Source organism: Paraburkholderia sp. J41, from assembly GCF_905220235.1.
GTDB lineage: Bacteria > Pseudomonadota > Gammaproteobacteria > Burkholderiales > Burkholderiaceae > Paraburkholderia.
In genome coordinates, this window is the sequence record NZ_CAJMZE010000012.1 from 141,409 (window position 1) to 165,672 (window position 24,264).

A 24,264-nucleotide genomic window follows, 5' to 3' on the forward strand; every position below is an offset into this window, starting at 1 on the left:
TCGGGTTCCGAGGTTGACCGTCGCGCAAATCCATCCCTACGTGCTTTTGATCTGAGCCATACATCGCCTATATGTATGGATTTACGCGCTTCATGCACGCATGCTAGAGTAAGACATAATGCATACATCTGCGACACGATGACACACGACTCCTCTCCCGGCACGGCCGCCGAAGCCGCCGTCTGGGCCTTGGCGATGGCGGCGGGCAACGGCCCGCGATACTTGCGGCTGGTCGACTTCATCGAATCCGCCGTCGCGCAGGGCACGCTTGCGCCGGGCGAGCGCGTGCCCGCGCAGCGCGCGCTCGCCACGCTGCTCGATGTCGATCTCACCACCGTCACGCGCGGCTTCAACGAAGCGCGGCGGCGCGGGCTGATCGAGGCGCGCGGACCGCTCGGCACCTTCATCGCCGCGCCGCGCGCGGAACTGCTTCAACGCGTGGACCTGAGCATGAACATTCCGCCGCCGCCCGTGGGGCTGGCGATGGATGCGCTGCTGCGCGAAGGCACGTCGCACGTGCTGATGCGCAGCGACGCCGATTTGCTGATGACGTATCACGTGGGCGGCGGAGGCCGCGCCGACTGCGCGGCGGGCGCGAAATGGCTTCAGCCGATGCTGGGCAACGTGGCGCCGGACCGGGTGGCGGTGTGCCCCGGCGCGCAGGCGGCGCTCGCGGCACTGATTCTCGCGTTCACGCAACCCGGCGAAACCATCCTCGCCGAGCCGCTGCTCTACCCCGGCTTGCCGCACGCCGCCGCGCAACTGGGCCGCAGCGTGCAAGCCGTCGCCACCGACGCCGACGGCATGCGCCCGGACGCGCTCGAAGCCGCCTGCCGCAAACACGGCGCGCGCCTCGTCTATCTGAATCCCACGCTGCAAAACCCCACCACCGCGACCATGCCCGAGTCGCGCCGGCTGCAAATCCTGCGCGTGGCCGAACGTTGCGGCGCTCGCATCGTCGAGGACGATCCGTACTGGCGCTTCGCCGCGCCGGGTGCGCCCGCGCCGCTCGCGCGCCTCGCGCCGCAGCAGGTCTGCTACCTCGCGACGCTCTCCAAAACGCTCTCGCCCGGCCTGCGCACCGCCTATCTCGCGCTGCCCGACACCGCCGCGCACGCGCGCCTGCTCGCCGCATTGCGCGCGTTCTCGCTGATGGCCGCGCCGCTCACCAACGCGCTCGCGACGCACTGGATCGAGGACGGCGTCGCCGAACAGATTTTCGCGGGCGTGAAAACCGAAGCGCGCGAACGCCAGCGCATCGCGGCGCAAACGCTCGGCGTGTCCGCGGGCGCGGGCATTCATCTCTGGTACGCGCTGCCGCGCTATTGGCATGCGCGCGATCTCGCGGCGGCGGCCAGCACGGAAGGGCTCGCCGTCGCACCATCCACGGCGTTCGAGCACGGCGACCCGACCGCCGACGCCATTCGCATCTCGCTCGGCGCAACCGGCGATCGGGCGCAATTGCAGGCCGCGCTGCGCCGGCTTTCCACCTTGCTCGCCAGCGATCGCTCGTCACAAGCCGCGTTTATCGTGTAACGCGTCGCTCGAACCGCCGGGGCTGGCATCGCGCTTGCTACGCAAACAGGTTCCGCTTCTTCAGCGCGCAGCGCGGCCGCTCCCACACAAGCGCGCCCGCGCGGCCAGTACACTCGTCGGATAGCCGACACCGGATTCGAGTAACCGCGCCCCGACGTGCGAAAAACGCGGGAACGGGCGCTTCCAATGCGGAGATATGACCATGGCAAACGACAAGATGCTTGCGCAGATGCGCGATAAACCGGGCTTCATCGCGGCGCTCGACCAGAGCGGAGGATCGACGCCCGGCGCGCTGCGCCAGTACGGCATTGCCGAAAGCGAGTACGACGGCGACGCCGAAATGTTCCGCCTGATCCACGAAATGCGCGTGCGCATCATCAGCGCGCCGGCATTCACGGGCGAGAAAGTGATCGGCGCGATCCTGTTCGAAGCGACCATGGACGGCCAGGCGCAAGGCAAGCCCGTGCCCGCGTTCCTGTGGGAAGACCGCGGCGTGGTGCCGTTCCTCAAGGTCGACAAGGGCCTCGAAGCCGAAGCCGACGGCGTGCGCCTCATGAAGCCGATTCCCGCGCTCGACGCGCTGCTCGAACGTGCGCGCAATGCGGGCATTTTCGGCACCAAAATGCGTTCGACGATCGAGCGCGCTTCGTCGTCGGGCATTGCGTCGATCGCGGCGCAGCAGTTCGCCATCGGCGAGCAGATCTCGGCGGCCGGCCTCGTGCCCATTCTGGAGCCCGAAGTGTCGATCAAGGCGCCGGACAAGGCGAAGGCCGAATCGATCCTGCGCGACGAGCTGATGAGGGGCCTCGACGCCCTGCCCGCCTCGCATGACGTGATGATCAAGCTCACGATTCCCGACACGCCCGACTTCTACAAGCCGCTCATCGACCACCCGCGCGTGGTGCGCGTGGTGGCGCTTTCGGGCGGTTATTCGCGCAGCGACGCATGCGCGCGGCTCGCGAAGAATCACGGCATGATCGCGAGCTTTTCTCGCGCGCTGATCAACGACCTCACGAAGTCCATGACCGACGCGCAGTTCAACGACGCGCTGGCCGCGAGCATCGACGAAATCTGGAAGGCGTCGGTGCAAAAGAGCTGATCGCCTCAACTCCGGGTTAGTTTGCCGCGGGCGTACTGCCGGTTGCGCCGTTTAGCCGGGCGGAAACGGGTAAAAAGTGGGTAAAAAGTGCATGGGCCAAAACCGGCCTCGGTATTTTTGAGGCCGGTTATACTTGCGCCTTCCACTTGTTCCCCGTTAGACCGGCCATGCGGCAGCTCCTTTGCCTGCTCGCCCTGCTGCCGTGCCTCGCGTCCGCCGGGGCGTTGCAGACAGCCGCGAGCGATTCCGTCAGCGCGTCCGCCGCCGAGCCGGCCGCGATTGCGCCGATTTCCGTGGTTCCCGCGATTTCCACGATTTCCACGATTCCCGTCACTCCCGCGAGCGGCCCGAACAGCGCCATCGTCAACGCCTTGCTCGTCAAGAAGTTCGGCGTGGCGAAGGAAAAAGCCACGCGCATTTCCCTGGCCGTGACGAACGCCGCCGAAAAATACTCGCTGCCGCCTGCGGTTTTGCTCGCGATCATCTCGATCGAATCGCGGTTTCGCGAGAAGGCGCGCGGCGCGAACGGCGCAACCGGGCTCATGCAGGTCGTGCCTTCGGCGCATCGCAATCTGCTTCGCCACGGCAAGGATCTCACCGACCCCGAGTTCAATATCGAAGTCGGTTCGTCGATTCTGTACGGCTACCAACGCGCGGCGGGCGGCAATCTCGACGCGGCGATGAAGAACTACGGCGGATCGACCGCCTACGCAGAAAAAATCCGCCTGCGCGCCGTGGAATTCAGCCGCGTGCTCGACGCGCCGGGCGCCCGCTCGCGCAACGCCGACGACGAAACGCTCGCAAGCAATGCCGCCACGAGTCAGGCTGCGTCGTCGTCGGCTGCGGCGGCGTTCGGCGCGGCGGCGGCATCGGCGGCACGCGCGCAGAACGCGGCTTCGGCCGGCGAGCGATAGCGAGCTCTCGAAGGCGCGGGCTCATGCGCCGGCGCACCGCGCGCCTGCATGCACGCGTAGGCAACAAACTGTGTAGAAACGAAAACGCAAAAGAAAAACGCGGCGCAGCGTGACTGCGCTGCGCCGCGTTCGATTCGTGATCGACCGATTATTCGCCCGTGGCGGGCGCTTCGCCGGTTTCGGAAGCCGATGCGGACACGGCTTCGGCGGCTGCCGCGTTCCCGGCCGGCGCTTCGGTTTGCGCTTCGGTTTGCGCTTCGGTTTGCGCTTCGGTTTGCGCTTCGGTTTGCGCTTCGGTTTGCGCTTCGGTTTGCGCTTCGGTTTGCGCTTCCGCCTGCGCGGGCGCGGCGGGCTGCCCGGTTTGCGCGGGCGCGGCGGCTTCGGTTTGCGCCTTGGTTTCCGCCGGCGTCTTGCCTTCCTCGCGGGCCTTCGCTTGCGCATCGACCTTCGCCTTCTGGCGCGCCAGCGCGGCATTCGCGCGCCCGATGTGCGACGGTTCGATGCCCGGACCTTCCGACGCATTGCCGTCGAGTTCGAAACGCGCACCGCCCGCGGCGACGTGCTCGTGATAGCGCGGATGATTCACGTGACGCTTGAGCACCGCGACGATCAGCGTGCGCTCGTATTCCGGATGCTTCGCCACGAGATCCTCGGCCACACCGATCTTGAGCGGCAAACGGTCGCGAAACGCCGGATAGTGCTTCGCAAATACGTTCCACACCGTGTTGAGCTGGCGATTGCGTTCGATGCGCGCCTTTTCCGCTTCGCTCAAATTCGCCATGGACGGCTGCTGACGCTGCGGACGGCGGCGTTCCTGCCCCTGGCGCTGCTCGCCCGGCTTCTGGCCGCGTGCGTCGCGCTGAGCACGCGCGCGCTGTTCGCCCGGCTGCTGCGCGCGGTCGGCACCACGTTCACCACCGCGCTCGCCGCCGCGTTCACCACCGCGTTCGCCACGATTATTCTCGCCGCGATTGCCCTGCGGACGGCCCTGACGCGAACCGCGGCCTTCGCCGCCCGCCGATGCGCCTTCTCGCGGCGCACGCGGCCCCCTGGGCGCCTGCGAGCCGCTGTGACCCTTTGCACCGCTGTGGTTCTTCGCGCTACTCCCGCCCTTTTGCGCAGGCTTGCCCTGCGTCTTTTGCGCTTGTTCTTCGGACTGCGGAGCCGAGCTTCCGCCCATGCTCTTCTTGATCTCAAGAAGACCTTCCTTGAAGCTCAGGGTACGGCGTTGTTGCGATGCGGCTTTCACGTCCAGCTCTCTTCCATATGGGATGGGACGCTATGATACCGAATCGCGGCCGATCCAACCGGCAAACTCCGGTCTCACGGCCGTTTTTGGGCAGTTTCATGCTGCGTTGATGTGTATAAAACACACTTCGCATGGCATATTCCCCTATCTTCCGCGACAAACCGTGCGCGCACGAGCGCGCGACCCAGGCTCCCATCCCATCATGACGACCTCCTCTTCCGCCTCGCGCACCGCCATTCGCGCCCTCGTCACCGGTCATACGCGCGGACTCGGCGCGGCGATCGCCGAACTGCTGCTGCAACGTGACATCGACGTGCTGGGTCTCGGGCGCGGCACGAACGCGGCGCTTGCCTCGGCGCATGCGGCACATTTTTCCGAAGCCGTCGTCGATCTTGCCGATCCTCTCGCGCTGGAACAATGGCTCGCGAGCGGCGCATTCGAAGCCTTCATCGAAGGCGCTGACTGTGTGGTGCTCGTCAACAATGCAGGCACGGTCGAGCCGATCGCCCCGCTCGGCGCGCAAGACGCGAGCGCCATCGCGCGCGCGGTCACGCTCAACGTCGCGACGCCGCTGATGCTCGCGAACGCACTCGCCGCCACGCCCGCGCTGAGCGCGAACGCATCGCGCCGCATCGTGCATATTTCGAGCGGCGCCGCGCGCAATGCCTACGCGGGCTGGAGCGTCTACTGCGCGACGAAGGCCGCGCTCGATCATCACGCACGCGCCGTCGCGCTCGATGCGCCCACGAACGTGCGCATTTGCAGTCTCGCGCCCGGCGTGATCGACACCGGCATGCAAGCGACGATCCGCTCGACCCAGGCGAATCATTTCCCGTTGCGCGAGCGCTTCGAAAAGCTCAAGGAAGACGGCCAATTGTCGTCGCCGGAAGCCGCGGCGCGGCAAGTGGTCGATTACGCGCTGAGCGAAGCGTTCGGCTCCGCACCCACGTCCGACGTGCGCGAACTGGGTTGATCCCGCAAAGTCTCACCTTCGACGATTCGGCGAACTTCGGCGAACGCTTCGCGAATTCGGTAACGACGTCATTTCCCGGCGTTTTTGGCGGCTTTGGTTTGCCTTCGATGCCGGACCTCCCGCAAACGCTCACCTTTGGAAATCACGTGAGCGCCACGCGCGGCCGGACGGATTTCCACCAGCGCAGGCTGCCTGCGAGCGTGAGCAATGCGGCAATCGCGAGCGCATCGCCGGCAAGCCGCGCGGGCAGCCAGTTGTTCGCGTGCAAGGCGCGCAGCAGCGTGTCGATCAGATTCGAAACCACCGCGCCGCCCACGAAACACGCCAGCCCTTGCTGTCCCACGTTGACAATGGCCGGAAGCCGCTGCGCAAGCTGCGCGATCCAGCCCTTTCGCACGGCTTGCGCGGCAAGCCACGCCACGGCCGCGAAGCTCACGATGCGCACGCTCGCAAGATTCTGTTTCATGTAGCCGGGCTGCGGCTCCAGATCGAAAAACAAACGCACGGCGGCGAAGGTCACGACAATCGCAAAGGCCAGCAGCGTCAGCGCGCGGCCTTGCAGTGAAACCTGAAACGCGCGCGTGACGGGATAGAGCCGGCAGAGCAAGCCGAGCACGAACATCGCCTGCCACGCGAAGGGATTGAACGGCCAGACGGAACCCGGCGCGACAGGCAGCCAGCTAGCGAGCCAGCATCCTCCCAACCACAGTCCGAAACTGCCGAACAGCACGACATCGGGCGAGCGGCGCGCAAACGGCATCGCCGTGGGCAATGCCAGCACCAGCACGATGTACATCGGCAAAACGCCGGCAAGATACGGCTGTTCGCGAAACACCGCGATGTTCGCGAGCGTCGTGAACGGGTGCGCGGAAAAGCGCAAAAAACCCGACTCGCCCACCAATGGCGAATCGACGCGCAACAACACGGCCGCCGCGCCGGAAAGCAACATGAGCGCGGCCGTGAAGAGATAAGCCGCGTAGATTTCACGCCCGCGCCGCCAGAAACGGCGGTTCGCCGCGCCCTCGCCTTTGCGCGCGGCCAGCGCGAGCCAGCTCGCGGCGCACACGTAGCCGCTCACGAACACGAACACTTCCGCCGAATCGCAGTAAGCAAACGTATGCAGCATCGCATGCGAAAGCACGCTCGACGGAATGTGATCGAGTGCGATGGCAATGAGCGCAAAACCCCGGAAAAAGTCGATTTCGATCGACCGCTTTGCCGCTTCGTTCATCTATGACGACTCCCGCTCGTTTCGAACCTTACGATTGAAGGGAAAGGCAGTGCGACGCGAAACGAATCGTAGGATCACTGATCAATTGCGCGCCTGCGGCCGCCTGTTTGCCGCGTGAAAGGCATCGGTAAAAGCAGCGAGAAGCTGTCGTTTTGTGCGAACAGTTTATCGCGTGCGCGCATGCGAGGGCGGCGGCGTAATACACGGTAAGCGGTGCCCGCTATCGACACGCCGCACCAGGGTGTTCCCGCCCCGCCGGTCATTTACTTGACACCTAAAGTAAATCGGCATACATTGAGCCCACGGATCGATCAAGGGAGCGAGCATGCGCATTGTTTGCATGGGTGGTGGGCCGGCCGGCCTGTACTTTGGCCTGTTGATGAAGCGCCGTCACCCGGACTACGAGGTCACGGTCATCGAAAGAAACCGTCCTTACGACACGTTCGGCTGGGGCGTGGTGTTCTCGGATCAAACGCTCGGCAATCTGCGCGCGGCGGACCCCGAAAGCGCCGACGAAATTCTCGACGCGTTCAATCATTGGGACGACATCGAAATCCATTTTCGCGAGCGCTCGGTCCGCTCGTCGGGTCATGGCTTTTGCGGCATCGGCCGCAAGCGCCTGCTCAACATTCTTCAGGCGCGCTGCGAGCAGCTTGGTGTGAAGCTGGTGTTCGAATCGCAGATCACCGACGACGACATCCAGAACGCCGACCTCATCATCGCGAGCGACGGCCTCAATAGCGCCACGCGGCAGAAATACGCGGCCACGTATCAGCCGGACATTGATCTGCGCGATTGCCGCTTCGTGTGGCTCGGCACTTCGAAGCTGTTCGACGCCTTCACGTTCGCGTTCGAAAAGACCGAATGGGGCTGGTTCCAGGCGCACGCCTATCGCTTCGACGACAACACGTCCACGTTCATTGTCGAAACGCCCGATCACGTGTGGCGCGCCGCCGGCCTCGACACGATGAGCAAGGAAGACAGCATCGCGTTCTGCGAAAAACTCTTCGCACGCTATCTCGACGGCCACGCGCTGCGCTCGAATGCGGATCATCTGCGCGGATCGGCACAATGGATTCGCTTCCCGCGCGTCGTCAACCGCGAGTGGGTGCATTGGAAAACGGCCGCCGACGGCAAGCAGACTCCGGTCGTGCTGATGGGCGACGCCGCGCATACCGCGCACTTCTCGATCGGCTCCGGCACCAAGCTCGCGCTCGAGGACGCCATCGAACTCGCCAACAGCATGGACGCGCATCCGGACGATCTGCGCGCCGCGCTCCAGCATTACACGAGCGTGCGCAGCGTGGACGTGCTGCGCATTCAGAACGCCGCGCGCAATTCGACGGAATGGTTCGAGCACGTCGACCGCTACACGCAATTCGAGCCCGAGCAGTTCGCGTATTCGCTGCTCACGCGCTCGCAGCGCATCTCGCACGAAAACCTGCGCGCCCGCGATTCCCGATATCTTTCGGACTTCGAAACATGGCTCGCCGAACGCGCCGGCGCGGGCGCGCGCGCGGTGCCGCCGATGTTCACGCCGTACACGGTGCGCGGCGTCACGCTCAAGAATCGCGTGATCGTCTCGCCGATGGCGCAATATTCGGCGCATGACGGCATTGCCGGCGATTATCACCTCATGCATCTCGGCGCGCGCGCGATGGGCGGCGCGGCGATGGTCATGACCGAGATGACCTGCGTCTCGCCCGAAGGCCGCATCACGCCGGGCTGCCCCGGCTTGTATGCGCCCGAGCATCTGACGGCATGGAAGCGCATCGTCGATTTCGTGCATGCGCAGTCGGACGCGAAAATAGGCATCCAGATCGGCCACTCGGGCGCGAAAGGTTCGACACGCGTGGCATGGCAAGGCATCGACAAACCGCTCGACGACGGCAACTGGCCGCTCGTTTCCGCTTCGCCGCAACAGTATTTGCCGGGCGTGAGCCAGTGGTCGCACGAAGCCAGTCACGACGAACTGCACGAGATCGAAGCGCAATTCGTGCGCTCCACGCACATGGCGGTCGAAGCCGGCTTCGACTGGCTCGAACTGCATTGCGCGCACGGTTATCTGCTTTCGAGTTTCCTCTCGCCGCTCACCAATCGGCGCACCGACGAATACGGCGGATCGCTGGAAAATCGCCTGCGTTATCCGCTGCAAATCTTCAAGACGATTCGTGCGATCTGGCCTGCGGACAAGCCCATTTCCGTGCGTATTTCGGCGCACGACTGGGTCGAAGGCGGCAACACGCCCGACGACGCCATCGAAATCGCGCGCGCCTTCAAGGAAGCCGGCGCCGACATGATCGACGTCTCGTCGGGCCAGGTCAGCAAGGAGGAGCGACCGGTGTACGGCCGCATGTTCCAGACGCCGTTCGCGGATCGCATCCGTAACGAAGCGGGCATCGCCACCATTGCCGTGGGTGCGATTTCCGAGGCCGATCACGTGAACGGCATCATCGCGGCGGGTCGCGCCGATCTTTGCGCGGTGGCGCGGCCGCATCTCGCGAATCCGTCGTGGACGCTCACCGAAGCGGCGCGCATCGGCTGGCTCGACGTGAAATGGCCGGTGCAGTACAGCTCCGCGAAAACGCAGCTCGAACGCAATATCGAACGCGAGCGAGCGGCCGCCGCCGCCGCCGCGGGGCTGTCTCCGCTCGAACGCGCGCAACGCGCCGAAGGCACGGTATGAGCGTGAACCTGGGAATCCTGAACGATTGCCACGCCGTCGTGACCGGCGGCGGCAGCGGCATCGGCGCGGCGACGGCGGCCGCGCTGCTCGAAGCCGGTGCGCGCGTCACGCTGATGGGCCGCGACGCCGCACGTCTCGAAGCGCAAAAAAGCGCGCTGAACGGCGGAAACGTGGCCTGCGTGAGCGTGGCCTGCGTGAGCGTGGACATCACGAACGAAGAAGCCGTGGACCTCGCATTCACGCAAGCGGCGCAAAAGCTCGGGGAAATCGGCATTCTCGTGAACAACGCGGGCCAGGCGCAGGCCGCGCCGTTCGCGCAAACCGATCTCGCGTTGTGGAAACGCCTGCTCGACGTGAATCTCACGGGCGCGTTCCTTTGCACGCGCGCCGTGCTCCCCGCCATGTTGAAGCGCAAGGCGGGGCGCATCGTCAACGTGGCGAGCACGGCGGGTCAAGTGGGTTATCCGTATGTGGCCGCGTATTGCGCGTCGAAGCACGGCGTGATCGGCATGACGCGCGCGCTCGCGCTCGAAGTGGCTACGCAAGGCGTCACCGTGAACGCGGTATGCCCCGGTTACACCGAAACGGAATTGCTCCAGGCGTCGCTCGATCAAATCACGCGCAAGACCTCGCGCAGCGAAGCCGAGGCGCGTAGCATTCTCGTGCGCCACAATCCGCAGCAACGCTTCGTCACGCCTGGCGAAGTCGCCAATGCGGTGCTGTGGCTCTGCGCGCCGGGATCGTCCGCGATCACGGGGCAGTCCATTTCCGTTTCCGGTGGAGAAATCACATGACATCGCCTGCATCCACGCGCAAAAGCGGCGCGCCCAAAGCGCCCAGGGAGGCCAAAGCGCCGCGCAAGGGCGTGGAGAAGCCGGCCGAAAACGTGGTCGACATGGAGATGAGCACGGGCGCCGACAGCCACATGGGCTTGCGTTTGTGGCTGCGTCTGCTCACGACCACCAACCTCGTGCAAGCCGAATTGCGCCGCCGTTTGCGCAGCGAATTCGACACCACGCTGCCGCGTTTCGACTTGATGGCGCAGCTCGAGCGCCACCCCGAAGGCTTGCGCATGACCGAGCTTTCGCGCCGTTTGATGGTGACGGGCGGCAACGTCACGGGCATTACCGATCAGCTCGAAAAAGAAGGCCTCGTCGTGCGCGACGCCGATCCCGACGACCGCCGTTCGATCGCCGTCAAGCTCACGCCCGAGGGCCGCGCCCTCTTCGACCGCATGGCCGTCGCGCACGAGCAATGGGTAGTGGAAATGCTGGGCGGCTTGTCGCTCGACGAAAAGTCGAAGATGCACGAGCGGCTCGGCAAGCTCAAGCAGCATTTGCGCAGCGGCCTCGAATAACGGCCGAATCACGGGCTGGAAGGCCGATAGCCGTTCACGAACACGCATTGATTGGGAGACACACCTTGACGACACGACCCGGCGCCGAGGCGCTTTTCGCAGGCAACCGCACGACGCTCGCCGGTTATCAGGCGCAGCACTTCGGCTGGTCCGTCGACGGCCGCGTCGCGACCATCACGCTCAATCGCCCCGAACGCAAGAATCCGCTCACGTTCGAATCGTATGCAGAACTACGCGATCTGTTTCGCCAGCTCGCTTACGCCACCGACATCAAAACCATCGTGCTGCACGGCGCGGGCGAAAACTTCTGCTCGGGCGGCGACGTACACGACATCATCGCGCCGCTCATCGACCTGCCGATGCCCGAGCTGCTGATGTTCACGCGCATGACCGGCGACCTCGTGAAAGCAATGCGCCATTGTCCGCAGCCGATCATCGCCGCTGTCGACGGCGTGTGCGCGGGCGCGGGCGCGATTCTCGCGATGGCCTCCGACATGCGCTACGCCACGGCGCGCAGCAAGCTGGCGTTTCTGTTCACGCGCGTGGGCCTCGCGGGCTGCGACATGGGCGCGTGCGCGATCCTGCCGCGCGTCATCGGTCAAGGGCGCGCCGCCGAACTGCTCTACACGGGCCGTTCGGCAAGCGGCGAGGAAGGCCATGCATGGGGCTTCTACAACCGCATCTGCGAGCCGGAAACGCTGCTCGCCGAAGCCCAAAAGCTTGCCGCCGATCTCGCTTCCGGGCCGACCTTCGCGCACGGCATCACGAAAACGATGCTGCACCAGGAATGGACCATGAGCATCGACGAGGCGATCGAATCCGAAGCGCAGGCGCAAGCGATCTGCATGGCAACGCGCGATTTCGGCCGCGCGTATGAAGCCTTCGCGGCCAGGTCGCGTCCGGTTTTTCAGGGAGACTGAATTGAACGTGAATGCTGAGGCCAGCATCAATCTTCACGATGCACTTGCGTGGCCGTTTTTCGAAGACCGTCATCGCACGCTGGGTGCGGGCATCGAAACCTGGGCGCGCGAACATCTCGCGCACGTGTCGCACGATGACGTCGACGCCACCTGCCGCGCGCTCGTGCGCAAACTGGGCGACGCGGGCTGGCTGCGCTACGGCGTGGGCGGCACCGCTTACGGCGGCCATGGCGACACCATCGACACGCGCGCCGTTTGCCTGCTGCGCGAAACGCTCGCGAAACATTCGGGCCTCGCCGACTTCGCGCTGGCGATGCAAGGGCTGGGCTCGGGCGCGATCTCGCTCGCGGGAACGGATGCGCAGAAGTCGCGCTATTTGCCGCGCGTAGCGAGCGGCGAAGCGCTCGCGGCCTTCGCGCTATCGGAGCCGCAAGCCGGTTCCGACGTTGCCGCCATGGCGCTCGCCGCGCACCCCGAAGGCGACGACTACATTCTCGACGGCGAAAAAACGTGGATCTCGAACGGCGGCATCGCCGACTTCTACGTTGTGTTCGCGCGCACCGGCGAGGCGCCGGGCGCGCGCGGCATCAGCGCATTCATCGTGGACGCCGACACGCCCGGGCTCGAAATCGCCGAGCGTATCGACGTGATCGCACCGCATCCGCTCGCGCGCCTGCGCTTTAGCGGCGCGCGCGTGAAGCGCAGCCAGATGCTGGGCGTGCCCGGCGAAGGCTTCAAGATTGCAATGCGCACGCTCGATATCTTCCGCACGTCGGTGGCGGCGGCGTCGCTCGGTTTCGCACGGCGCGCGCTCGCGGAAGGACTCGCGCGCGCCGCTTCGCGCAACATGTTCGGCCAGACGCTCGGCGACTTTCAGCTCACGCAGGCCAAGCTCGCGCAAATGGCGCTCACCATCGACAGCAGCGCGCTGCTCGTCTATCGCGCGGCGTGGCTGCGCGATCAGGGCGAAAGCGTGACGCGCGAAGCGGCCATGGCGAAGTGGCACGCGAGCGAAGGCGCGCAACAGGTGATTGATGCGGCGGTGCAGCTTTGGGGCGGCATGGGCGTGCAAAGCGGCCATATCGTCGAGTCGCTGTATCGCGAGATCCGCTCGCTGCGCATTTACGAAGGCGCGACCGAAGTGCAACAGTTGATCGTCGGACGCGATCTGCTCAAGGAACACCACAACGCCGCGTAAGCGCGGGCGCTCGAACAACTCATACGGACTGCCAACGACTATGAAAAAAGCCCTTCTTCCCACAGGCTGGGTCAAGCCGCGCGGCTATGCCAACGGCGTCGCCGCCACGGGCACGCAGGTGTATATCGCCGGCCAGATCGGCTGGGACGAAAACGCGCAGTTCACGAGCCGCGAATTCGGCCCGCAGGCCGTGCAGGCGCTGCGCAATATCGTCGCCGTGCTCGGCGCGGCGGGCGGCAAACCCGAGCACATCGTGCGCATGACATGGTACGTGACCGATAAAAAGGAGTACCTGGCATCGCTGAAGGAAATCGGCGGCGCATTTCGCGAATTGATCGGCAATTACGACATCGCCATGAGCGCCGTGCAGGTCGTCGCGCTCGTGGAAGACGACGCGAAAGTGGAGATCGAGGCCACGGCCGTGATTCCCGACGATCCGCGCCTGAGCCGCGCTTGATCCCTACTTGAGCCGTACCTGAGCCGCGATCGACTCGTGTTCGACTATCGGTCGAAACCGTTGCCAATGCAACGAGCGCATTAAAACGATCTGCTTGAACGGACTGCCGGAGACATCATGCAACCCACCGCACACGTCGACACTTTCGCACGCGATCATCTGCCGCCCGAAGCGCAATGGCCAGTGATGCTGCTCGACAACCCCGATGTCGCCTATCCGGCTCGCATGAATTGCGCAGCCGAGTTGCTCGACGGCGCGATTGCAAACGGTCGCGGCAATCGTCCGGCGATCTGGTCCGATGTCGACGGGCACGCGCACGCAACCACGTATGCGGAGCTGCTCGCGCTCGTCAATCGCAGCGCGCATGCGCTCGTCGAGGACCTCGGTTTGCAGCCCGGCAATCGCGTGCTGCTGCGCGGGCCGAATACGCTGCAAATGGCGGTGGCATTTCTCGCGGCGCTCAAGGCCGGCCTGGTCGTGGTTCCGACCATGCCGCTGCTGCGCGCGAAGGAACTCAAGCAGATCGTCGACAAGGCACAGATTGCGGCGGCGCTGTGCGACGCGCGCCTTGCCGGCGAACTCGCGCGCTGCACGGACCCCGCCGACGAATACTTTTGCGCGTCGCTCAAGCAAGCGTGCCATTTCCACGACGATGCGCCCGGCTCGCTCGAAGCACTAGCCGCGAACAAAGCCGCCGAATTCACCGCATGCGATACGGCCAGCGACGACGTGTGCCTCATCGCCTTCACGAGCGGCACCACGGGCACGCCAAAGGGCTGCATGCATTTCCACCGCGACGTGATCGCCATGTGCGACCTGTTTCCGCGCCACGTTCTCAAACCCGTTGCCGACGACGTGTTCTGCGGCACGCCGCCACTCGCGTTCACGTTCGGGCTGGGCGGCATGCTCTGCTTCCCGTTGCGCGTGGGCGCATCGACGGTGCTGATCGAAAAGCTCACGCCCGCGCTGCTGCTGCAAACCATCGAGCGTTTTCGCGCGACCATCGCGTTCACGGCGCCCACCTTCTACCGGCAGATGGCGCCGCTTGTTAAGGATTCCGATATATCCAGCCTGAAGCAAACGGTTTCCGCCGGCGAGGCGCTGCCGCCAACCACGCGCGACCTTTGGCGCGAGGCAACGGGCATCGAGATGATCGACGGCATCGGCGGCACGGAGATGATCCATATTTTCGTGTCGTCGGCGGGCGCCGAAGTGCGCGCGGGATCGATCGGCCGCGCCGTGCCCGGCTACATCGTGCAGGCGCTCGACGACGACCTGCAACCGGTGCCGCCCGGCATGACGGGCAACCTCGCGGTGCGCGGGCCGACCGGCTGCCGCTATCTCGCCGACGAACGCCAGACGAAATTCGTGCGCGGCGGCTGGAACCTGCCCGGCGACGCCGTTTCCATCGACGCGGACGGCTACGTTTTCTACTGCGCGCGCGCCGACGACATGATCGTGTCGTCGGGGTACAACATCGCGGGCCCCGAAGTCGAGACCGTGCTGATGCAACACCCCGCCGTGGCCGAGTGCGGCGTGACGGGCGTGCCCGACGAACTGCGCGGCCAGGTGGTGAAGGCGTTCGTGGTGCTACGCCCCGGCTTCAATGGCGACGAAGCGATGGCGACGGCATTGCAGGACTTCGTTAAGAACGCAGTGGCTGCGTATAAATATCCGCGGCTGATTACGTTTATCGACGCGTTGCCGCGCACGGAAACGGGAAAGCTGAAGCGGGCCGCTTTGCGCGAGATGTGAAGGAAAGAGCGTGCCTGAACCGCTTCCCTTTTTGCGTATCTCGTAAATAATTTTACGTAAAACGCTCACTTCCTACTGAGCTATCGTTTTAATTAGACGTTATTTCATAATGTCTCCTCAATCGCTATTTTTAGCTGATTCGACCGGGCCAACCGCTGGCATTGCGCACCATCGTGCGCAAAATGGCTCAAACAAGACAGGTTTGCGCGCTACTCTGCGCATTTCACTTCGCGAGAAAGAGACATCGTCCTTAAATTTGCGCACGATTCTGCGCAAAATTGAGGATTTAGACCTATAATGCGCACTATGATGCGCAAATCACCTTCGCCCGAACCGCTTTCCAACGTCGAACGTCTTGCCACGAGCCTGCGTTTGACACGTCGCGACCGCAACCTCACGCAGCAAACTATCGCGGATCGCGCCGGCGTCGCGCGCCGCACCGTGACAAACGCCGAGCATGCGGAAAACGTCGGCATTCGCGAACTGTGCCGCCTCGCCAACGCGCTTGGCTATGAAATCGTTCTAAGGCCGATGGACACCGTGGTTTTCGAGGACCTGAAGGACATCTTCCGGGACGAAGAATGACGGCCGACGCCCCGCTCGATCTCGAACGCCTTCTGCGCGAAATTCGCACGTTGGAAGTGCACACGCCGCAAGGCCCGAGCGGTCTGCTCACGCGTGAGAGCCGCTTCGTCTTTAATTACGGCGACGCGGCCGATTCCGCCGCCGTCTCGCTCACGATGCCGGTGCGCCGGCAAAGCTACGCGAGCGGCGACCTCATGGGCATCTTCGCGATGAACCGGCCCGAGGGTTATCTGCGCTTCGTGATCGAGGAGCGGCTCGCGCGCTACGGCGCGCCGAGCGACCTGTTCCTGCTCTTTCTCGCGGGCCGCAATCAGATTGGCCGCCTCACCTACTCCGTGCCCGGCGAGCGCGTGCCCGAAGGCGATGGCGAGCGGCTCGACGAACTGCTTTCGTCGCCGTCGGGCCGCCTGTTTGAACGACTGATCGACCGCTATGCGCTCGGCTCCGGCATTTCGGGTGTGCAACCGAAGGCCGTGGTGCCGCTCGCGGGCGAAGCGGTCGGCCGCCCCGCCGAACATACGGCGCTGCCGCTGCGCACGGTCATCGTCAAAGCCGAAGGCGACGACTTTCCCGGCCTCGCGCGCAACGAATTCTTCTGCATGTCGGTGGCCAGGGAGGCGGCGCTCGAAGTGCCCGAATTCTGGCTTTCCGAGGACGGCCAACTATTCGTGATGTCGCGCTTCGACCGCACGGCAGACGGCGCGCCGCTCGGTTTCGAGGACATGAGCGTGCTGACGGGCAAGGCCAAATACCAAGGCAGCTACGAGATGATCGCGAAAGCGGTGGACATCTACACGCGCTCGGACCCCGCGGAAAAGCGCAAATTGTTCGAACGCATCGCGCTCTCATGTCTGCTGCGCGACGGCGATGCGCATATGAAAAACCTGGGAATCCTTTATAACGATCCCACCGGTCCGCGCCGGCTCGCACCGGTATTCGACGTGGTGTGTACGGATATTTATCCGGATCTCGACGGACGCATGGCGCTCAGCCTCAATCGCAGCAAGACGTTTCCGCTGCCGGCGGAGCTGCTTGCGTTTGCTCGCCGGCTGGAACTCAGTGCTTCGGATACCGAAGCAATCCTGACGCGCCTGCAACGCGCCTACGAGACGGTCAGCGCGCGTCTTTCTCACGACCCTCGCTTCCAGAAAGACGATCTGCTCGAAAAGATCCGGCATGCCGTCGAAAGACCCGGCGTGAAACCGGTCACGCGCCCGAAAGTCGTACGTTGAACGCAAGACCTCCGGGCGCGCGCGAAAATCGTCAGATTTTGCCCGACTCCTGCACCGCGAACGTCATGCGCCGGCCCACCGTGTCGTAACGGCACACGACTTTCGCGCCCTCCTTCACGTCGCCCTTGAGCATTTCCTTCGCCAGTTCGTTCTCCACGGTCTGCTGGATCTGACGCTTCAACTCGCGGGCGCCGAATTCGGGCCGGTAACCTTCGGCGGCAAGATGATCGACCACGCTGTCGTCGAAACTTAGTTCGATATCCTGACTACGCGCCATCCTCTGCACCTGCTCGAGTTGCAATCGAACGATAAGACGCAACTCCTCGCTATTGAGCCCTTGGAATACGATGATTTCGTCGATGCGGTTCAGGAACTCGGGCCGGAAATGCTGACGCAACTCGCCCATTACGGCGTTTTGCATCGACGCATCGGCGCTCGATAGAAAGCCCGGTCCCGAGCGCTTCTGCCCCGACACCACATCGGAGCCCAGATTGCTTGTCGCGATCACGATCGTATTGCTGAAATCGACGACACGTCCCTTGCCGTCGGTCAGCCGCCCATCGTCGAACACTTGCAGCAGCACGTTGTAAACGTCGGAGTGCGCCTTTTCGATCTCGTCGAGCAGAATCACGCAATAGGGGCGGCGGCGCACGCGCTCGGTCAACTGGCCGCCTTCGTCGTAGCCCACATAGCCGGGCGGCGAGCCGATCAAGCGCGACACCGCATGGCGCTCCATGTACTCGCTCATGTCGATGCGCACGATCGCGTCTTCGTCGCCGAACACGACTTCGGCCAGCGCCTTGGCCAGTTCGGTTTTGCCCACGCCGGTCGGCCCGAGGAATAAAAACACGGCCGTGGGCCGGCGCCCGCGCCGCAGCCCCGCGCGCGAACGGCGCACCGCGTCGCTCACCGCAACAATCGCCTGCTCCTGACCGATCACGCGCTCGTGCAAGCGCTTTTCCATTTCGAGCAGGCGCGTGCGCTCCTCCGCGGTCAACTGCGTCACCGGCACGCCCGTGAGCTTCGAAACGATCTCGGCCACTTCTTCCGTGGTCACGTCGGACGTCACGGAACCGAGCCGGCCTTTCCATTCGCTCGTGGCCTGCGTGAGCGCCTTTTCCTTGTCGGCGATGGGTTCGTCGAGCGTATGCGCGCGCTCGAAATTCTTGCGCGTCGCCGCGTAATCCTGCTCGCGACGCAACTGCGCGAGTTCCGCTTCGAGTTCGAGAATCGCCGCCGGGCGCGACGTGGCGGAAAGATGCACGCGCGCCGCCGCCTGATCGATCAGGTCGATGGCTTTATCGGGCAGGAAACGGCCCGTCACGTAGCGGTCCGAAAGCTCGGCGGCGGCAACCAGCGCGTCGTCGCGTATGGTGACGTGATGATGAACTTCCAGCTTGTCGCGCAGGCCGCGCAAGATGTTGATGGTTTGATCGACGCTCGGTTCGGCCACGAACACAGGCTGAAAACGCCGCTCCAGCGCGGCATCTTTCTCGATGTACTTTTGATACTCGGAAAGCGTCGTCGCACCGATCAGATTCAGTTCGCCGCGCGCCATTGCGGGTTTGAACACGTTGGCGATATCGAGGCCGCCCTCGCCGCCGCCGGTGCCCGCGCCGACGATCGTGTGGACTTCGTCGATAAAGAGCACGAGGTTGTCGCGCTGCGCCGTGATCTCTTCCATCACGCCTTTCACGCGCTCCTCGAATTCGCCGCGATATTTCGCGCCCGCCACGAGGCCGTTGACGTTCAATTCGACGAGCCGCCGCCCGCGCAGCGACTCGGGCACGTCGCCGTTGAGCATGCGTTGCGCGAGCCCTTCGGCGATGGCGGTTTTGCCCACGCCCGGCTCGCCGATCAACACGGGATTGTTCTTGCGGCGGCGCGCCAGCACTTCCACCACGGTTTCGATTTCGCTCGAACGCCCGATCACGGGATCGAGCTTGCCTTCGCTCGCGAGCGCGGTGAGATCGCGGCTGTATTGATCGAGTTGCGGCGTCGCGCTCGGGCCTTTCGCGGCAGGCCGCTCGCGCTTGTCGCCTTGCGCTTCCACGAGACCTTGCAGCACTTTTTGCGGCGTAACGCCATAACGCCCGAGCAAGTGTCCCGCGAAACTCTCCGGCACTTGCGTCAGGCCGAACAGCAGATGTTCGGGCGCGACGTAACTGTGCCCGAGTTCGCGCGACACGAGAAACGCGCGATCGAGTGCGCCCTTCAAACGCGGCGACACGCCGATGCGTCCGTTCTCGGGCGCGTTCGAGACATCATGCTTTTGCGCGTTGGCGTCGATGAAGGCGCGCACGTCGTCGGGTTGAATGCCGAGCCGCTTGAGAATGGCCGCGCCCGCGTCGTTGCCGGCGATTTCGTAAAGCAGATGCTCCGTGTCCACTTCGCGCCGGCCGAACTGCACCGCGCGTTCCGCCGCGCGCTGGAGCAATTCGCGCGCCACGTCGCTGAAATAGCGCTCGACGATCGCGCCGTCGCCGGCTTCCATCGCTTGCTGCGGCGCGGGTTCGGCCGTGCCGTCGGCTTGCTGCGACGCGCGGAACAGCGCTTCGAGCGGGCTCAAGGTCCGTTGATGGCGGGTGAGTTGCGCGTAGTGATAATCGCAGACATCGAGAAAACGCCGTCTGCCGTCCTGTAACACGGCAACCCGCACGGTAGCGGGCCGCACGCCGCAAATATCGCAGTTGAACTGAGCCATTGAGTCTCCCTGAAAGCGAAGCGCGGCCCGCGAGCCCGGTCCGCGCCGGGCGCTCGCGAAAGCCGCCTGAATGCTCTAACGAATGCCGTTACGAAGTCCAGCCATCATCGTAACGTCGATTCGCGGAGCGCGTCGTCAAGGAGACGCCAAGGCAAGCTGCGTTATGAAGCCGCGACGGAACCGCCGCGTTTCGATCAATATCTCAAACGTCTGGATCGACGAGCGGCGGGTGGGGTTCCTGCGGCACGCCCGATTGTCCCGCCGGACTTCTGATCCATGCGGAAAGCAGCGTGGAGGAAACAGCGAGTATCACCGGGCCGATGAACAAGCCAACGATGCCGAACGCAAACATGCCGCCCAGCACGCCCGAAAGAATCAGCAGCATCGAGAGATTGACGCCACGGCGGATCAGCACGGGCCGCACGAAGTTATCGAGCATGATGACCATCAGCGACCACACCGCGAGCAGAATGCCGGCCACGCGCGCGTCGTGCATGAAGAGGAACACCACGCCGCCGAGCAACGGCAGTGCCGGGCCGATCTGCGCGAGGCACAGCATGAGCATCAACGCCGTGAGCACGCCCGCGCCAGGCACGCCCGCCACGGCAAGCCCGATGCCGCCGAGCGCCGATTGCAGTATCGCCGTCACCACGATGCCCAGCGCCACCGCGCGAATCGAAGCGCCCGCGAGTTGCACCGCTTCTTCGCCGTACACGGGCGCGATGCGGCTCGCGAAACTCACGACGTAGCTCGCCGCCTGCTCGCCTTTCACGTAGAGAATGCCCGTGATGATTACGGTGATGAACATATGAATGACGAACACGCCCACCGAAGCCGCGTGACCGATGAGCCAGTGCGCCGCGATGGACACATAAGGTTCGAGTTGCGCGAGCAAGCCGCCAGGGCCGGCATCCGAAAACTCCTGCCATTTGGCGGCAACGCGCGTGCCCACGACAGGGATTTCATGCACCCATTGAGGCGGCGGCGTGAGCGCGTAGTCGGGCAGCTTGCGAATCACATCCATGATTTCGCCGCCGTGCGCGGCCAGCGTGGAGATAGCTTCGTATAACGGCAGCACGATCACCACGAGCAGAATGAGGATCATCACGAGCGTGGCGAACCAGCGCCGGTTGCCGCACCGCCGCTGAACGGCGAGCATGGCCGGCCAGGTCGCGACGACGATGGTCGTGGCCCAGATGAGCCCCGGAATGAACGGACGCATCACATAGAGCGAGCCGGTCGTCAGCGCGCAAAGAATCGCGACGATAAACAGGATGCGGGCAATATCGGGCGTAACTTGTGGTTTCATGTGCGTTTCTCGTAACGGGCGCCATGGCACGCTAGTCTATATCGGATAAGTCGCGATGCAGCGCGAAGTGGCCTCGCAGCCACGGGATCGCCCCATACTCGCGGCGCGCGGCACGCCAATTTCGTTCGCATTCTTAACGACCGGGCACGCACGACGCGCGCGGCGCTCGCGACTCGCGATGCGCAACGATACCCGTCGTCGATGCAGCCGGCGCAACGCTCTGGAATAATGGCGCTTTCCCGACCTTGCATCGACGAAAGAGCCCGCCATGTCCGCTACCGGCAACAAACTCCCCTGCGTGCTTCTCACCAACGACGACGGCATCGACGCGCCCGGCCTCGCGACGCTCGAAGCCGTCGCCGCCGAAATCGCGCATGAAGTCTGGGTCGTCGCGCCCGAGCACGATCAAAGCGGCACTTCGCACTCGATCAGCCTGCACACGCCGTTGCGCGTGAGCCGGCGCGGCGAGCGGCGTTTCGGCGTGCTCGGCACGCCGGGCGATTGCGTGGTGATGGCGGTGCGTCAGCTGATGGGCGACGTGCGGCCTTCGCTCGTGCTCTCGGGTATCAATCGCGGCGGCAATCTCGGCGTCGAAACGATGTTCTCGGGCACGGTGGGCGCGGCCATGACCGGGCTGCTGCTGGGCCTGCCGTCCATCGCGTTGAGCCAGACCTTCCGGGACCGCGAACGCGTGCGCTGGGACACGGCGCGAGCGCTCGCGCCCGAGGTGATTCGCCGCCTCGCCTCGGTCGCGCACGAGGCGCCGGTCTGCCTGAACGTGAATTTCCCCGATGTCGATGCGAGCGCGGCCGGCCCGCTCACGGTCACGCGCCAGGGCGTGGGCCTCGTGCAAGGCATCGACGTGGTGCCGCAGATCGACCCGCGCGGCCTCGACTATCACTGGCTGCGCTTCAATCGCGGGCCGCGCGAGAACGGGCCCGACAGCGAAACGGCCGTGGTGAACTCCGGCCGCGTTTCGGTGACGCCGCTGCACTTCGAGCGCACCGACGAAAGAACTTATGCGACTTTGCAGGCAGCGCTGGGCGCGGCTGCCTGAGCTCCCCGAGCCGCCCGAGGCAGGCGGCCTTGAAACGGTTGAAGCAAAACCGATCCAGACGAAAAACGTCTGGATCGTGCGCCGCGCTTAGTCCTGCACGAGTGCCAGCACGCGCAGCGGGCTGCCCGAACCGGCCTGAATCTTCAGCGGCGCGGAAACGATCACCGCGCCCGTCGGCGGCAGTTGATCGAGATTCTTCAGGCATTGCAGACCATAACGGTTCGAGCCGTGCATCAGCGTGTGGCATGGGTAGGGAATCGGCCAGCCATACGCCTGCCCCGCGTCCGTATTGATGGTTTCCACGCCGAAGCCATGCACGTTGCGCTCGCCGATCAGCCATTCCACCGCTTCCTGCGTCGGCCCCGGCGTGTGCGCGCCGTCGTCGCGCAAATTAAGGAACTTCGCCGGGTCCGTGCGCTTCGACCAGTCGGAGCGCAGCAGCACCCACGCGCCGCTCGGGATGCGCCCGTGCTTCGCTTCCCATGCTTCCAGAAAGCCCACCGTCAGCAGCCAGTCGTCGTTCGCGGCAATTTCCGCGCTGGCGTCTATCACGACAGCCGGTGCAATAAAGTTCTTCACGTCGATCGTATCGACGGAGTTTTGTGCATGATCCTTCCCGGAAATCCAGTGTACAGGTGCATCGAAGTGCGTGCCGGTGTGTTCGCCACAGGAAAAATTATTCCAGTACCAGCCCGGACCCTGTTCGTCGTACTGGCTGATCTTTTCCATCTTGAACGCCCACACCTGCCCGAACTGCGGCGGGAGTTGCAGCGCCGGAAAATCCGGCGAGAGCGTTTGCGTCAAATCCACCACGCGAATCTGGCCGCCGGCCAGCCCGCTAGTCAGTTGTTCGAGACTGCTCGTCATCTTGCACTCCTCGTTTTCGTTCGCGCGTCATCGTGGTGTGTGGCGCGGGCGCCAGCACGTGGGGTTGTCTTCGATCCGATTATCTTGAGGCATAAATTAATCCATAATCATGGTTAACCCCTTTTTTGCTTACGGCCAGCTCTCGATAAATCGGGCGCCGTGGTATGTTGGCGGGTCGGCGGGCGCAGTTCGCGCCTCACGCCGGCTTCCCGCGATATCCACGTATGAGCCAAGCCACTTCCAGCTTTGTCGATAGCTACACACCCGCGCTGCTCGCCCAGGTCAGCCAGTTGATTTCCGGCGAATTCCACGTCATCGTTCAAGCCAGCGGCTTCGAAATTTCCGACTGGCGCGTGCTTTCCACACTCTCCGACGGCAAGGCCATCAGCATCGGCCGTCTCGCGCAAGTCTCCGTCACCAAACAACCCACCGTCACGCGTCTGCTCGACCGCATGGAAGCGCAGGGCTACGTCAAGCGCATTCCGCACGACGCGGACCGGCGCGTCACGCTTGTGCGCATCACGCCGCGCGGCCAAAAACTCGTTTCCGCGCTGATGGAGCAGGCAAAAGCGCACGAGGAGCAGGTGCTCGCGCCGCTCGGCCAGGAAAAGGCCGAAGAACTCAAGGCCACGCTGCGCCTGCTCATCGAACTGCATCGGCCGCCCGCGTAATTCAACGCACGCACGCGCTCAACCGTGCCTGGCCGCGGCCGTCACGGCCGCTTCAATCGCACTGCGAATATCGTCAGGTATCCCAACGGATTTGTGCGTGTCCAGCGAAGTCGTCACGAGGGTTTGACGCGCGGCCATGCGCAGCACGCCGTCCTCGCCCGTGCAGGCCCACGCGAGCGTGAGCGACTTTTCGCCGATGCGCTCGACGTTCAGCGACAACCCTACTTCGTCGCCCATCTTGCTCACGGCCGTGAAATCCACTTCGAGCCGCACGGTCGGCATGCCGATACGCCGCGCGCCGATCACGCCGTGATAACCCTCGGGCAGCATTTCATCGAACCAAGACTCGATCAAATCGTTGAACAACACGAAATACTGCGGATAAAACACGATGCCGGCCGGATCGCACTCCGAAAAGTGGATCTTGTGCTTGCGCCGGAACGTCGGCATTGCCATTCAACTGT

Annotated in this window: 22 protein-coding genes; 16 read left to right on the forward strand and 6 right to left on the reverse strand. The window is 64.4% G+C overall.

Annotation, left to right across the window (positions count from 1 at the left end; translation table 11 throughout):
- Window positions 1-138 precede the first annotated feature (138 nt).
- The 3 genes from U5805_RS15080 to U5805_RS15090 all read left to right on the forward strand — a co-directional run bounded on the left by U5805_RS15080 (window position 139) and on the right by U5805_RS15090 (window position 3,549).
- Window positions 139-1,536 carry a PLP-dependent aminotransferase family protein gene (locus U5805_RS15080; RefSeq protein ID WP_322104280.1) on the forward strand — a complete coding sequence of 466 codons (1,398 nt, stop codon included), beginning with the start codon at window positions 139-141 and terminating at the stop codon, window positions 1,534-1,536.
- A 202-nt stretch (window positions 1,537-1,738) separates the two neighbouring features.
- Window positions 1,739-2,635, forward strand: a complete 897-nt coding sequence (locus U5805_RS15085; protein WP_322104281.1) for a fructose bisphosphate aldolase — start codon at window positions 1,739-1,741, stop codon at window positions 2,633-2,635.
- A gap of 167 nt (window positions 2,636-2,802) precedes the next feature.
- Entirely contained in the window at window positions 2,803-3,549 is a 747-nt protein-coding gene (locus tag U5805_RS15090; RefSeq protein ID WP_322104282.1) for a transglycosylase SLT domain-containing protein, read from the forward strand.
- A 148-nt stretch (window positions 3,550-3,697) separates the two neighbouring features.
- On the opposite strand, the gene U5805_RS15095 is transcribed toward U5805_RS15090, so the two are convergent.
- A complete protein-coding gene (locus tag U5805_RS15095) occupies window positions 3,698-4,270 on the reverse strand; it encodes a ProQ/FINO family protein (protein WP_322104283.1) in 573 nt (190 codons plus the stop codon).
- Between U5805_RS15095 and U5805_RS15100 the strand changes: the two genes are divergently transcribed.
- Window positions 4,181-4,834 (forward strand): hypothetical protein, encoded by a 654-nt coding sequence (locus tag U5805_RS15100; protein ID WP_322104337.1) that lies wholly within the window; start codon window positions 4,181-4,183, stop codon window positions 4,832-4,834. The genes U5805_RS15095 and U5805_RS15100 overlap by 90 nt on opposite strands.
- Window positions 4,835-5,000: 166 nt before the next feature.
- The gene (locus U5805_RS15105; RefSeq protein ID WP_322104284.1) at window positions 5,001-5,771 is read left to right on the forward strand and encodes an SDR family oxidoreductase; all 771 of its coding nucleotides are present in this window, start codon (window positions 5,001-5,003) and stop codon (window positions 5,769-5,771) included.
- A 142-nt stretch (window positions 5,772-5,913) separates the two neighbouring features.
- Here U5805_RS15105 and opgC read toward each other — a convergent pair whose 3' ends face one another.
- Window positions 5,914-7,002, reverse strand: a complete 1,089-nt coding sequence (opgC, locus tag U5805_RS15110; protein ID WP_322104285.1) for an OpgC domain-containing protein — start codon at window positions 7,000-7,002, stop codon at window positions 5,914-5,916.
- A gap of 325 nt (window positions 7,003-7,327) precedes the next feature.
- Between opgC and U5805_RS15115 the strand changes: the two genes are divergently transcribed.
- The 9 genes from U5805_RS15115 to U5805_RS15155 all read left to right on the forward strand — a co-directional run bounded on the left by U5805_RS15115 (window position 7,328) and on the right by U5805_RS15155 (window position 17,192).
- Window positions 7,328-9,688: a bifunctional salicylyl-CoA 5-hydroxylase/oxidoreductase gene (locus U5805_RS15115; protein ID WP_322104286.1), complete on the forward strand. Its 2,361-nt coding sequence runs from the start codon at window positions 7,328-7,330 to the stop codon at window positions 9,686-9,688.
- On the forward strand, window positions 9,685-10,482 hold the full coding sequence (locus U5805_RS15120; RefSeq protein WP_322104287.1) for an SDR family NAD(P)-dependent oxidoreductase: 798 nt from the start codon (window positions 9,685-9,687) through the stop codon (window positions 10,480-10,482). The genes U5805_RS15115 and U5805_RS15120 overlap by 4 nt, the downstream gene beginning before the upstream one ends.
- Entirely contained in the window at window positions 10,479-11,045 is a 567-nt protein-coding gene (locus U5805_RS15125; RefSeq protein WP_322104288.1) for a MarR family transcriptional regulator, read from the forward strand. The genes U5805_RS15120 and U5805_RS15125 overlap by 4 nt, the downstream gene beginning before the upstream one ends.
- A gap of 65 nt (window positions 11,046-11,110) precedes the next feature.
- The gene (locus tag U5805_RS15130; RefSeq protein WP_322104289.1) at window positions 11,111-11,965 is read left to right on the forward strand and encodes an enoyl-CoA hydratase family protein; all 855 of its coding nucleotides are present in this window, start codon (window positions 11,111-11,113) and stop codon (window positions 11,963-11,965) included.
- A 7-nt stretch (window positions 11,966-11,972) separates the two neighbouring features.
- The gene (locus U5805_RS15135; protein WP_322104335.1) at window positions 11,973-13,163 is read left to right on the forward strand and encodes an acyl-CoA dehydrogenase family protein; all 1,191 of its coding nucleotides are present in this window, start codon (window positions 11,973-11,975) and stop codon (window positions 13,161-13,163) included.
- Between the two features lie 40 nt (window positions 13,164-13,203).
- A complete protein-coding gene (locus U5805_RS15140) occupies window positions 13,204-13,620 on the forward strand; it encodes a RidA family protein (protein ID WP_322104290.1) in 417 nt (138 codons plus the stop codon).
- Between the two features lie 117 nt (window positions 13,621-13,737).
- A complete protein-coding gene (locus U5805_RS15145; RefSeq protein ID WP_322104291.1) occupies window positions 13,738-15,375 on the forward strand; it encodes an AMP-binding protein in 1,638 nt (545 codons plus the stop codon).
- 309 nt (window positions 15,376-15,684) lie between these two features.
- A complete protein-coding gene (locus U5805_RS15150) occupies window positions 15,685-15,960 on the forward strand; it encodes a helix-turn-helix transcriptional regulator (protein WP_322104292.1) in 276 nt (91 codons plus the stop codon).
- Window positions 15,957-17,192 carry a type II toxin-antitoxin system HipA family toxin gene (locus tag U5805_RS15155; RefSeq protein ID WP_322104293.1) on the forward strand — a complete coding sequence of 412 codons (1,236 nt, stop codon included), beginning with the start codon at window positions 15,957-15,959 and terminating at the stop codon, window positions 17,190-17,192. The genes U5805_RS15150 and U5805_RS15155 overlap by 4 nt, the downstream gene beginning before the upstream one ends.
- A 31-nt stretch (window positions 17,193-17,223) precedes the next feature.
- On the opposite strand, the gene U5805_RS15160 is transcribed toward U5805_RS15155, so the two are convergent.
- The gene (locus U5805_RS15160) at window positions 17,224-19,896 is read right to left on the reverse strand and encodes an ATP-dependent Clp protease ATP-binding subunit (RefSeq protein ID WP_322104294.1); all 2,673 of its coding nucleotides are present in this window, start codon (window positions 19,894-19,896) and stop codon (window positions 17,224-17,226) included.
- Between the two features lie 202 nt (window positions 19,897-20,098).
- The gene (gene ydiK / locus U5805_RS15165; protein ID WP_322104295.1) at window positions 20,099-21,205 is read right to left on the reverse strand and encodes an AI-2E family transporter YdiK; all 1,107 of its coding nucleotides are present in this window, start codon (window positions 21,203-21,205) and stop codon (window positions 20,099-20,101) included.
- A 268-nt stretch (window positions 21,206-21,473) separates the two neighbouring features.
- On the opposite strand from ydiK, the gene surE reads away from it, so the two are divergent.
- Window positions 21,474-22,262 (forward strand): 5'/3'-nucleotidase SurE, encoded by a 789-nt coding sequence (gene surE, locus U5805_RS15170; RefSeq protein ID WP_322104296.1) that lies wholly within the window; start codon window positions 21,474-21,476, stop codon window positions 22,260-22,262.
- Window positions 22,263-22,349: 87 nt separating this feature from the next.
- Here surE and U5805_RS15175 read toward each other — a convergent pair whose 3' ends face one another.
- Window positions 22,350-23,129, reverse strand: a complete 780-nt coding sequence (locus U5805_RS15175) for a cyclase family protein (RefSeq protein ID WP_322104297.1) — start codon at window positions 23,127-23,129, stop codon at window positions 22,350-22,352.
- 224 nt (window positions 23,130-23,353) lie between these two features.
- Here U5805_RS15175 and U5805_RS15180 point away from each other — a divergent pair, with 224 nt between their 5' ends.
- On the forward strand, window positions 23,354-23,800 hold the full coding sequence (locus U5805_RS15180) for a MarR family transcriptional regulator (protein WP_322104298.1): 447 nt from the start codon (window positions 23,354-23,356) through the stop codon (window positions 23,798-23,800).
- A gap of 18 nt (window positions 23,801-23,818) precedes the next feature.
- Here U5805_RS15180 and U5805_RS15185 read toward each other — a convergent pair whose 3' ends face one another.
- The gene (locus U5805_RS15185; protein ID WP_322104299.1) at window positions 23,819-24,256 is read right to left on the reverse strand and encodes a thioesterase family protein; all 438 of its coding nucleotides are present in this window, start codon (window positions 24,254-24,256) and stop codon (window positions 23,819-23,821) included.
- Between the last annotated feature and the right edge of the window lie 8 nt (window positions 24,257-24,264).